This window comes from Paenibacillus sp. 3LSP (genome assembly GCF_032465655.1).
In the GTDB taxonomy this organism is placed as follows: domain Bacteria; phylum Bacillota; class Bacilli; order Paenibacillales; family Paenibacillaceae; genus Fontibacillus; species Fontibacillus barengoltzii.
Map to the genome: position 1 here is coordinate 1 of NZ_JAWDJI010000050.1, position 10,611 is coordinate 10,611.

Consider the following 10,611-nt stretch of genomic DNA (forward strand, 5'->3'; position numbering starts at 1 on the left):
GTGATATACTGATACTTGTAGTTTTGATATACGTGAATATATATAATATAGTAGATCATTTATATAGATAAGGGGGACGTCACGTGAAACTGCGTATTGGACCAATTGCTGCAAGCATTGCTATTTCCGCCCTTGTATTATTTGGTGGATGGTTCTTATATCGGCAGTGGGCGATTGAGCGTCCGCTGGAGAATATTGTGAAGAGTGTAGATGGGGTTAATCATGTCGATATGAATGTGAAGGCGGATGAGCTGGAACTGAAGCTGAATTTGAAGCCCGGGACGGATTTGGGTGAATTGGTTCGGCACATTGAAAAGAACGGGGAGAAGCAAATCGGCAGCCGTACATTGAAGCTGAATATCGAGGATCATTCCTCGCCGGAGCTTGACCAGTTGTGGGAAAATGCGATGTTTACTGTCGCCCAGGCCATGGAAAATAAGCAATATACCCAAATTACGGCTGCGCTGAAACAGATGGAGCAAGAGAACAGCAAGCTGCAGGCTACGGCGGAAATGGATGAGAAAAACGTGTACATCACCTTAACAGACGGACAATACAGCAAATTTATTATTTTGCCGCGTACGCCGGAACGGATGGGGGTATGGCCAAATGCGTAAATGGATCATTGAAGCTGCTCTTGGCTTTATACTTGTACTCATCGTCTTTTTGGCGTTCATTGGCGTGAACATCATTCCACTCGTTACGGCTATCGTGTTATTCGGTGCGGTATTTGCCATGCTCAAAATGCGCGGCGGCATCACGATTGGAGCGGCCCAGGAACGGAAACGCAAAAAGCGCGGACCGGCGAAGCTGACCTTCGAGCAGATTGGCGGTCAGGAGAGCGCCAAGCAGGAGCTCTGCGAAGCGCTGGATTTCATGGTTCGCCATGAGGAAATCAGCAAGTTTGGCATCCGGCCGATTAAAGGGATATTGCTGACCGGTCCTCCTGGAACCGGCAAAACTTTGCTTGCCAAAGCAGCGGCGCATTATACAAACGCGGTGTTTGTGGCCGCTTCCGGCAGTGAGTTTGTAGAAATGTATGTTGGCGTGGGGGCTAGCCGGATTCGTGATCTGTTTAAAGAAGCGAGAACCCGCGCGGCCAAGGAAAACAAGGAAAACGCGATTATTTTCATTGATGAAATCGAGGTCATCGGCGGTAAACGTGAAGGCGGACAGCAGCGGGAATACGATCAAACGCTCAACCAGTTGCTTACGGAAATGGACGGCATTTATACGTCCGATACGCCGCGGATTTTGCTGATTGCTGCAACCAACCGCAAGGAGATGCTGGACAGTGCGCTGCTGCGGCCGGGCCGTTTTGACCGACATATTCAAGTGGATTTGCCGGACAAGAAGGGACGCCGCCATATCCTCGAACTGCATGCCGCGAATAAACCGCTGCGGGAGGACGTCGACTTGGACAAAATCGCCGAGGAATCGTTCGGCTTCTCCGGCGCTCAACTGGAAAGCGTAATGAATGAAGCGGCAATCTATGCGATGCGGGATGGCGTGGATCAAATCACCCAGGAACATCTGTCAGTCGCGATCGATAAAGTGCTGATGGGTGAGCAGACCGATCGTCAGGCAGCAGAGGAAGAGAAACGTCGCGTTGCCATCCACGAATTGGGCCATGCGATTGCTGCAGAGGTTGTTGCTCCGGGCAGCGTCAGTCAGGTTGCTCTAAGTCCGCGCGGAAGAGCGCTGGGTTATGTCCGGCACAATCCGCAGGACGAGAAGTACTTGTATACGAAATCGTATCTGGAAGGTCAAATCATGATCGCCTTGGCCGGGGCTGCCGCAGAAGAAATTTATTATGGCGGTCGCAGCACCGGATCAAGTAACGATTTCGAGCAGGCGTTAAAAATCGTGCATACGATGATGACGTCGGGGTTGACCGAGTTGGGGATCGTGAATATGGATATGGTGACAACTGAGGTGCTGATGAACGAAAACACTCGAATTTTGGAGGATCTTGCGGCCAGAACGAAGCAGTTATTGGAACAGCATTCGGCAGTTTTTGACAAATCCCTGGAAATTTTGTTAAAAGAAGAACGCCTTTCCGGCGAGCAATTTCGTTGTCAATTTCGTGACAGCGTCCATTTACCGGCATAAATCATGGTGCCGGTTATTTTTTTTTACTTTTTCTTCGTGCTAAGATATTATTATATGTTGGGTGTTAAAAGATGTATGTTTCGACATCTGGAAAACCATATTATGTACAGATGATGAAAGGATGGAGCGAGAGGACCATGAATTACAAACGAATTGGTGTCATCGGCGGCGGCACAATGGGTCAAGGCATCAGTGAAATGCTGGCTGCTAAAGGACTGGACGTGTTGCTCGTGGAGGAGACAGCCGATAAATTGGATCATGCCTATAACATGATCGAGACGAGTCTGGATAAGCAGCTCGAGAAATGGGCGATTACGAAAGCGGAGAAGAAACTGATCTTATCCCGTATTCATAAAGTTACACACTTTGCCGAACTCGGTACCTGCGATATGGTGATCGAGACCATTTCGGAAGATTTGGATGCAAAAAAAGAGGTATTCAAGCAACTGGACCAAGTTTGTCCAAGCAACATTATTTTAGCAAGTAATACCTCCACGCTGAGTTTGACCGAGATTGCCGGCGGAACGAAATATCCGGAGCGCGTCATCGGCATGCACTTTATTTATCCTGTTGCCAAAATCAACCTGGTAGAAATCATTCGCGGTCTGAAAACTTCGGATACGACGTTTGAAGAAACGAAGCGGTTCGTTGAAGAAGTCGTAGAGAAACGCGGCATCATGGTATATGAATCTCCGGGCTTTGTCACATCCCGGATTATTTGCGTTATGATCAATGAAGCGTTGCATGTATTGGGTGAAGGCGTTGCTTCTGCGGAAGAAATCGATGAAGCGATGCGCATGGGTTACCAATTCCAATATGGACCGCTGGAGATGGCCGACCGCTTTGGTCTGGATTCGGTGCTGGCCGCTTTGGAACGGATGTTCCGCGAATTCGGCGAGTTGAAATACCGTCCTTCTTTCGTGCTCAAGAAAATGGTCCGCGCCGGCAATTTGGGTGTTAAAACGGGCGAAGGCTTCTTTAAATACGATAAGGACGGTGACCGGCTGTGAAAGTGTTAGTAATTAATGCAGGAAGCTCCTCTTTGAAATATCAGCTGTACGATATGACCAATGAGACCGTATTGGCCAAAGGTCTGGTTGAACGGATTGGCATGGATTCCTCGATCCTGACCCACAAACCGACGGGCAAAGAAGAAGTGACGGAAGTCAGCGAAATTCTGGAGCATACAACGGCGATCCGTAAAGTGCTTGAGAAATTGACCGACAAAGAGCATGGCGTTCTGTCCTCGGTTGACGAAATTCAAGCGGTAGGTCACCGCGTCGTGCATGGCGGCGAAACGTTCAAAGGCTCTGCCCTCGTTACGCCGGAAGTAAAAGCTGAAATCCGCCGCTTGTTTGATCTGGCGCCGCTTCACAACCCGCCGGCAATCATGGGGATTAATGCGGCTGAAGTGAACATGCCAGGCGTTCCTAACGTAGTGGCTTTTGATACAGCCTTCCATCAAACAATGGAAGAGAAAGTGTACTTGTACCCGATTCCGAAGGTACTGTATAAGAAGCATCGCATCCGCCGTTATGGCGCACACGGTACCTCGCACCAATATGTCAGCCGTGTAGCTGCGGAATTTTTGAACCGTCCGATTGAAGAGCTGAAGATCATCACTTGTCACATCGGGAATGGGGCCAGCTTGACCGCGGTGAAAGGTGGAGTATCGGTGGATACCTCCATGGGTCTGACGCCTTTGGAAGGCTTGATGATGGGTACGCGCAGCGGTGACTTGGATCCAACGGTCGTTACCTTTGTCATGAATAAGGAAGAGCTGTCCATCAGCGAAGTGAACTCGATGCTGAACAAGCACAGCGGTCTGCTGGCGATTTCCGGAAGCAGCAGCGACATGCGGGATATTACTGATGGTTGGGAAGCTGGCAAACCGAATGAAACGCTCGCTTTTGAAATGTATGAATATCGCCTGCGTAAATACATCGGTGCATATGCTGCGGCCATGAACGGGGTTGACGTCATCGTCTTTACGGCTGGCGTGGGCGAGAACTCGGCGATCGTCCGTGAGAAAACCTGTGAAAACCTCAGCTACTTGGGCGTCGAGCTGGACAAGGAACTGAACAAAGTTCGTTCTGGGGAACCGCGCCGGATCTCGACTCCGAATTCGAAGGTCGAAGTTTTGGTGATCCCGACCAACGAAGAGCTGATGATCGCTCGCGATACGCTGCAGATCGTGCAGGAATCGAAGTAAAATACGGCGAATTTAAACCAGTAGGTTTTTAAATATCGTTTTCGTTAGAGGAGAGATATAAGCATGGCGGTCAAAACTGTGATTCGTCAAGTGAATGAGCATGTCGGGGAACAGGTCGTCATCGGCAGTTGGCTCAATAACAAACGTTCCAGCGGTAAAATTCAATTTTTGCAGCTTCGGGACGGGACCGGCTACATCCAAGCAGTTGTAGTGAAGAACGAGGTATCTGAGGAAACCTGGAACAAAGCCAAAAGCTTGACCCAAGAATCCTCGATGTACGTGACGGGCGTTATTCGCGAGGAGCCGCGAAGCAAGTCCGGTTATGAAATGACGGTTACCGACATCGAAATCATCCAATTGACCGAAAACTATCCGATTACGCCCAAAGAACACGGGGTTGATTTCTTGATGGACCATCGTCACCTGTGGCTTCGTTCCTCGAAGCAGCGGGCGATTATGGTCATTCGGGCTGAAATTATTCGCGCCGTGCAAGAGTTTTTCGATCAAAACGGGTTTACGCTGGTGGATCCGCCAATCCTGACGCCGACATCGGCGGAAGGAACGACGAACCTGTTCCATACGAAATACTTTGAGGAAGACGCTTATCTAACGCAAAGCGGCCAGCTATATATGGAAGCTGCTGCGATGGCATTAGGGAAAGTGTACTCCTTCGGGCCAACATTCCGTGCTGAGAAATCCAAGACCCGCCGCCATTTGATCGAGTTCTGGATGATTGAGCCGGAAATGGCCTTCACCGATCATGAGGAAAGCTTGAAGGTGCAAGAGAATTTCATCACGCATGTGGTGCAATCGGTATTGAAAAATTGCCGGGCCGAGCTGGAAGCTGTAGGCCGCGACGTGTCCAAGCTGGAAGGCATCCAAGCGCCGTTCCCGCGGATCACGTATGATGAGGCGATTGAATACCTGCATACGCAAGGTTTTGAAATTCCTTGGGGCGAAGACTTCGGAGCACCGCACGAAACGGCGATTGCCGAACGTTACGACAAGCCGGTGTTTATCACCCATTATCCAGCGGGAATCAAGGCGTTCTATATGAAGCCGGATCCGAATCGTCCAGAGGTCGTACTCTGCGCCGATATGATTGCTCCGGAAGGCTACGGGGAAATTATCGGCGGTTCGCAACGGATTGACGATCCGGAACTGATGGAGGAACGCTTCAAGGAGCATAACCTGTCGCCGGAAACGTACCAATGGTACCTGGATCTGCGCAAATACGGCTCGGTTCCTCACTCCGGCTTCGGCCTCGGATTGGAACGGACTGTTGCTTGGATTTGCGGTCTGGATCACGTACGCGAGACGATTCCGTTCCCGCGGATGCTGTACCGGTTGTATCCATAAGGCTACTGAAAGGTGAGCTTAATCTATGGCCATGAATGAAGGCAACAACGCTTGGGCGAAGGGCATGGCTCTCGGAATGGAGGCGGGGATGGTGAACATCCCATACCCGCTGCTTGCCCATTACCGGAAGCTCCGTTTAAGCGATACAGAAGCGATGTTGCTGATCCAGTTACTGGCTTTCCAGCAAATTGAGCGTAACGATTTCCCGTCGATTGAGCAGCTGGAATCACGGATGGACATGGCACCCGGAACGCTTGCCCCGGTCATTCGCGGTTTATTGAAGGAAGGCTGGATCAGCATCGACGAGACGGTTGATGAAGCAACCGGCATCCATTCGGAGCATTATAATTTGCATGGTATGTACAAGCGGCTGGGCGAGTGGCTGGCTGCGCAGCCATCGGCCGCCTCCGGCCGCAAACCGGTAGATTCTGCTCCTGATGTTCGGGAGGAGCCGGAACGGAACTTATTTGTTATCTTCGAAAAAGAATTTGCCCGTCCGCTTTCGCCGATGGAATGCGAGACGATCTCCAGCTGGGTGGACCAAGACCGTTATCCAGAAGAGCTGATCCGATTGGCGCTGAAGGAAGCGGTATTTGCCGGAAAGGTCCATTTCCGGTACATTGACCGGATCTTGCTGGAATGGAGCCGCAACCGCGTGCGTACAGCGGAGGACGTCAAAGCTTATACGCAACGCTTTCGCAGCGGGATGCGATAAGTCAATAAAAATAAAGAGAGTGCCTCTCAATGGGAGAGGCACTCTCTTTTTATGCAAAACTCATAGTTAGCCTTGAATCACCGCAATCACAAAGATCACCCAACCCGCGAGGAAACTGACGCCGCCTAACGGCGTAATGGCGCCTAGCTTGCGGATGCCGGTCAAGCTCAAGGCATACAGGCTGCCGGAGAATAGAATGATACCGGCAAGCAGGAACCAGCCGGCGAGGACGATGAGCGATTCGCTCTCGAGCTGTGCTGAGGTAAGACCCAGCAGAAGGAGTCCGATTCCGTGGGCGATATGGTATTGGATGCCCGTTTGATACGTTTTTTGCCGATCTTCGGTTAAGCGGTTTTTGAGGGCGTGGGCGCCGAAGGCACCGAGCGCAACCGCAAGAAACATCAGAATTCCACCCAGAGTAAGCAGTAAGGTCATGGTAGATAACACCTCCCTCCAAATCTTACCGATTCCCCTTAGGCTCGTCAATCCAAGTCAAAAAAAGCAGCGCGTTCGTAAAGAACCGCGCTGCTAAATATATGAATGGGGAGGTGGAGTTATTCAGTTTCCTTACTTCACCGGGAGCTCAATTTGACCATACCCGACGGTCGTAAACCAGTTCTTCACGGTATCGAAGTCCTTCGAGAAGGACAAACAGAGCAGCAAGAGAATGCGAGCATGGGCGGCGTTCAGGTTGTCACCGGCGATAATCCCTTCACCGCTGGAATAGTTGCTGCCTGATCCGGTCCGGGTCGTTGTGACGAACACAACGCCTTTCTCGATAGCGGCTTTACGCTCTTCGGTCATTGCCTTGGAGATCCCGCCTGCTCCGGTGCCAGCCGTAACGATGCCTTTGGCTCCGTTGGCGACAAATCCGCTGATCGCACCTGCACCGGCATCTTGATAGGAGTAGGCGATTTCGACCTTCGCCAAGTCCTTTTTGCTGATTTTGCTCAGATCAAACGGTGTTGCCCAATCTGCAGCCGATTTTAGAGCACGGAACGGTGCGCGGTAAACGCGGATCGTTTTTTCGTCGATATAACCAAGTGCTCCAATTTCCGGCGTCACGAACGTATCGGTCCGATAGGAGTTCGTTTTCGTAACCTCACGGGCGGCATGGAACTCGTCGTTCAGCATGACGACGGTGCCGAAATATTTCGTCTTTCCGCTCGCCGCCAACTTAATTGCGTTATAAAGGTTAGCTGGCGCATCCGTCCCGATGACCGTCCAAGGCCGCATGGAACCTGTAACAACGACCGGTTTGGGGCTGCGCACGGTCAAATCCAGGAAGTAGGCGATTTCTTCCATTGTATCCGTACCGGTTGTTACCACAACCCCGTCTTGGGTTTTGAGGGCTTCATCAACTTTCAAGGAAAGATCGTATAATTGCTCAATCGTATAAGCGCTGGAGCCTGAGTTGCCGAATTGATATGTAGAGACATCGGCGATTTGGTCTTTATTAGGGAGGGAGGCTACGAGATCGGCAATTGGCAGCGAGCCGGCTCGATAGGTTTGGAAGCTCGTTTCATCCGTGGATTGCCCGGCAAGTGTGCCGCCGGTGGCGATCACCTGTACTTTCGGCAGTTTCTTGACAACTTCGGTCGCGGTAACGGTACCTGTCACCGTTTCGGCTGCAGAAGCTGGTGAGAGATATAAATTGGGGAGCAGTGCAGTCACGGCGAGGCCGGCAACTAATAAGGTCTTCAAACTTCGGGATGTCCACTTCTTCATTCCATCAACCTCCAAGATGTTATTAAGTTAACATTATGTAATAAAAACTGCCACAATGATTGTTGACTTGAGAGAAATTATAGTTTGATGTCATGTATATTGACAAACAGGTTAAAGGGCGAATAAAACGCTTAAACCTTTAGTTATCAAGCTCTAACGATTTGTAGAACGATTTTAAAGGCAGTTTCAAAATATTTAAATAGTCGAATTTAATGTAAACATTTATGACATGAACAATTTTTTGGGTAGTTTGTAGCACTTTTGCGGGTTCAAACGTTTTTTCAATTAGTATGCAGGGGCAGGGTGGACAACCGTCGTCAATATGATGGGAGGAGGGGAGAGTTATTGATGAAAGATCGTTTGTTCTAAGATTTCAGAAGGGAGATCACAGCGTCTTTCCTTGGTTGATCCAGGAATATGGGACCTATGTGTATCGAGTAGCCTACTCGGTGCTGCATGATGCCAAGGAAGCGGAGGATGCTGCCCAGGAAACCTTCCTGCAAATCTATAAATCTCTCCCGGAGTATCGCTCTCAAGGTCTTAAAACCTGGTTGACCCGGATCGCCGTTAACAAGTCGATTGACATCAAGCGGAAGCGGGACCGGCGCAAGGAAGAGCATTGGGACCCGGCGGATCTGGACCTGCACGCAACGGATTCGGATGAAGGTAATCTGTTTGGTTTACTCCATGCTGAGCGGACTGTGGAGGTCCGTCGAAGAATTGCCGCGCTTCCGGCGGGGCATCGCCAGATCGTCACAAAATTTTACCTGGAAGGCAAAAGTCATGATCAAATCGCCGCAGAGCTAGGTGTAGCGGTGAAAACAGTAGAATCGAAGCTGTACCGGGCAAGGGCCTATATTCGCGAGCACTGGTCAAGGGAGGAATGGGGATGAGCCAACATCAGCCAGAGGATTTAGCGCTATGGCGCAGTTATATTAGCGGCGAACTGGATGCGAACACGGAGTCACGCTTGGAAGCCTTACTGCAAGGGGATGAGGCGGCCTTTGCTGGTTATGCGGCTGTACTATCCTCCGTGGAACGCGAGCTTCCGGGACCGATAGATGAGGCAGCCTATCGGCAATCGATCATAGAAAAGCTTCCGTGTGCAAGGGAGAGGAAGGCGCGCACCGGCAGCCGCAGAGCCTGGAGTCGTCATCCGTTGCTGCACTATGTGATTGCGGCAACTTTGACCGCATTGCTGCTGGGAAGCGGTGTTTTTGATCATATCGCGTTAAAAAGCAATCAACTGATCCAACGTCCGAACTCATCCTCTCTGAGCGAGCGGATGATGAAGGCAACAACCAGCTGGCTTGACAGCTGGCAACGATAACAAATTCATTTTCTATAGGAATGGTATGAAGCGATGATCGAGGAAAGGAAGAAAGCATATGCCGTATGAGCGAAATCGACTGTTAGCTTTACTGTTAAATTTTATCCCTGGTCTGGGACATCTCTATTGGGGCAAAAAAGGAAGAGGGATCACCTATCCGATCCTGTTTTTTGGCGGAATTTTGTTTGGATTGGTTGTAGCAATGGCTGCGGACAGCGGGGAGATGGCCATGTTCACCTTGGTCGCGTCCATTATTCTCTGGTTGATCTCGATGTTTGACCTGTTGATCACGATGCTTCGCGAATCGCCGGAGGAACGGGCTTACCGGGAGCATGTTCGTCAGATGACCGGCGAAGGAAGAGAGTCGGAGAAATTCTTTACCATCTTGCTGTCGTTTGTACCCGGTCTGGGTCATTTTCAACTTGGACTTATGCAGCGCGGGCTTTCGTTTTTGATCGCCTTTTTTGGCTTGATCACGATGATGTTTTTTGTATCTGGCCTTACACATGATTCCGTGTTTCTGCTGTTCCTTGGTCTGCTGCCGATCATTTGGCTGTACAGCATGTTCGATGCGGTGCAGCTCGTGAACCGGAAATTAGCGGGCGAGCCGTTGGTTGACCGAACCCCCTTTGACGACTGGGAAGCCGGAAGAATAGAAGGTCGGCGCAGCAAAGTGCTGGCGACATTGTTATCCGCATTTCCCGGGGCAGGTCAAATGTACCTCGGGTTGCAGAAACGCGGCCTGCAAATGATGGTCCTGTTCCTGGGCAGCTTCTATATCATTGATGTGTTTCGGTTATCGGTGTTTTTGTTCATCCTCCCGATCATCTGGTTTTATTGTTTCTTCGACGGTCTGCAGCAGACGAGCCGCTACGGAATTTTACCTATGGAGGATCAACCGCTGCTGGAAACCCGCGGTGAATACCAGCATTGGCTGGGTATTGCGTTGATTCTGCTAGGAATTTATTTCGTGGGGATGGAACTGATCATTCCAGTACTAGATGCTAATTTCCCCGAGCTTCATATCTACTATCGAATTGAAAAATACCTCCGTCCGACGATCGTCGCCGTCTTGCTGATCGGCGGGGGAATCAAGCTGCTTGCCCGGCCGAAACGGCGGGATGTGTTCTGGAGCGACGAGGAAATCTAACACAT

At 50.5% G+C, this 10,611-nt stretch carries 11 protein-coding genes; 9 read left to right on the forward strand and 2 right to left on the reverse strand.

From position 1 onward, the window contains the following. Positions 1–83: 83 nt before the first annotated feature. The 6 genes from RW092_RS03075 to RW092_RS03100 all read left to right on the forward strand — a co-directional run bounded on the left by RW092_RS03075 (position 84) and on the right by RW092_RS03100 (position 6,398). Positions 84–617, forward strand: coding sequence for a hypothetical protein (locus tag RW092_RS03075; protein ID WP_016311846.1), 534 nt, complete (start codon positions 84–86; stop codon positions 615–617). Further along, positions 610–2,112, forward strand: a complete 1,503-nt coding sequence (locus RW092_RS03080) for an AAA family ATPase (RefSeq protein WP_316009487.1) — start codon at positions 610–612, stop codon at positions 2,110–2,112. Before RW092_RS03075 ends, RW092_RS03080 begins: the two co-directional genes overlap by 8 nt. Before the next feature lie 137 nt (positions 2,113–2,249). Further along, positions 2,250–3,122 (forward strand): 3-hydroxyacyl-CoA dehydrogenase family protein, encoded by an 873-nt coding sequence (locus tag RW092_RS03085; protein WP_016311848.1) that lies wholly within the window; start codon positions 2,250–2,252, stop codon positions 3,120–3,122. Next, positions 3,119–4,324 (forward strand): acetate/propionate family kinase, encoded by a 1,206-nt coding sequence (locus RW092_RS03090; RefSeq protein WP_316009488.1) that lies wholly within the window; start codon positions 3,119–3,121, stop codon positions 4,322–4,324. The genes RW092_RS03085 and RW092_RS03090 overlap by 4 nt, the downstream gene beginning before the upstream one ends. Positions 4,325–4,387: 63 nt before the next feature. Continuing rightward, positions 4,388–5,683, forward strand: coding sequence for an asparagine--tRNA ligase (gene asnS, locus RW092_RS03095; RefSeq protein ID WP_316009489.1), 1,296 nt, complete (start codon positions 4,388–4,390; stop codon positions 5,681–5,683). Between the two features lie 25 nt (positions 5,684–5,708). Beyond that, the gene (locus tag RW092_RS03100) at positions 5,709–6,398 is read left to right on the forward strand and encodes a DnaD domain-containing protein (RefSeq protein WP_016311851.1); all 690 of its coding nucleotides are present in this window, start codon (positions 5,709–5,711) and stop codon (positions 6,396–6,398) included. 66 nt (positions 6,399–6,464) lie between these two features. Here RW092_RS03100 and RW092_RS03105 read toward each other — a convergent pair whose 3' ends face one another. Both RW092_RS03105 and RW092_RS03110 read right to left on the reverse strand, forming a co-directional pair. Continuing rightward, a complete protein-coding gene (locus RW092_RS03105) occupies positions 6,465–6,833 on the reverse strand; it encodes a DUF423 domain-containing protein (RefSeq protein WP_085169225.1) in 369 nt (122 codons plus the stop codon). A 132-nt stretch (positions 6,834–6,965) separates the two neighbouring features. Then, positions 6,966–8,126 (reverse strand): asparaginase, encoded by a 1,161-nt coding sequence (locus RW092_RS03110; protein WP_316009490.1) that lies wholly within the window; start codon positions 8,124–8,126, stop codon positions 6,966–6,968. Between the two features lie 404 nt (positions 8,127–8,530). Here RW092_RS03110 and RW092_RS03115 point away from each other — a divergent pair, with 404 nt between their 5' ends. The 3 genes from RW092_RS03115 to RW092_RS03125 are packed head-to-tail and all read left to right on the forward strand — an operon-like array spanning position 8,531 to position 10,606. After that, positions 8,531–9,019, forward strand: a complete 489-nt coding sequence (locus tag RW092_RS03115; RefSeq protein WP_316009491.1) for an RNA polymerase sigma factor — start codon at positions 8,531–8,533, stop codon at positions 9,017–9,019. Continuing rightward, positions 9,016–9,456, forward strand: a complete 441-nt coding sequence (locus tag RW092_RS03120) for a hypothetical protein (protein ID WP_316009492.1) — start codon at positions 9,016–9,018, stop codon at positions 9,454–9,456. The genes RW092_RS03115 and RW092_RS03120 overlap by 4 nt, the downstream gene beginning before the upstream one ends. Positions 9,457–9,514: 58 nt before the next feature. After that, on the forward strand, positions 9,515–10,606 hold the full coding sequence (locus RW092_RS03125; protein WP_316009493.1) for a hypothetical protein: 1,092 nt from the start codon (positions 9,515–9,517) through the stop codon (positions 10,604–10,606). The last annotated feature ends 5 nt before the right edge of the window (positions 10,607–10,611 follow it).

What these genes read in the sequence shown, in the direction of transcription:
- asnS (WP_316009489.1), top strand. Translation starts at nt 4,388, where the DNA reads ATGGCGGTCAAAACTGTGATTCGTCAAGTGAATGAGCATGTCGGGGAA.
- RW092_RS03105 (WP_085169225.1), bottom strand. Translation starts at nt 6,833, where the DNA reads ATGACCTTACTGCTTACTCTGGGTGGAATTCTGATGTTTCTTGCGGTT.
- RW092_RS03110 (WP_316009490.1), bottom strand. Translation starts at nt 8,126, where the DNA reads ATGAAGAAGTGGACATCCCGAAGTTTGAAGACCTTATTAGTTGCCGGC.
- RW092_RS03125 (WP_316009493.1), top strand. Translation starts at nt 9,515, where the DNA reads ATGCCGTATGAGCGAAATCGACTGTTAGCTTTACTGTTAAATTTTATC.
- RW092_RS03085 (WP_016311848.1), top strand. Translation starts at nt 2,250, where the DNA reads ATGAATTACAAACGAATTGGTGTCATCGGCGGCGGCACAATGGGTCAA.
- RW092_RS03120 (WP_316009492.1), top strand. Translation starts at nt 9,016, where the DNA reads ATGAGCCAACATCAGCCAGAGGATTTAGCGCTATGGCGCAGTTATATT.
- RW092_RS03080 (WP_316009487.1), top strand. Translation starts at nt 610, where the DNA reads ATGCGTAAATGGATCATTGAAGCTGCTCTTGGCTTTATACTTGTACTC.
- RW092_RS03100 (WP_016311851.1), top strand. Translation starts at nt 5,709, where the DNA reads ATGGCCATGAATGAAGGCAACAACGCTTGGGCGAAGGGCATGGCTCTC.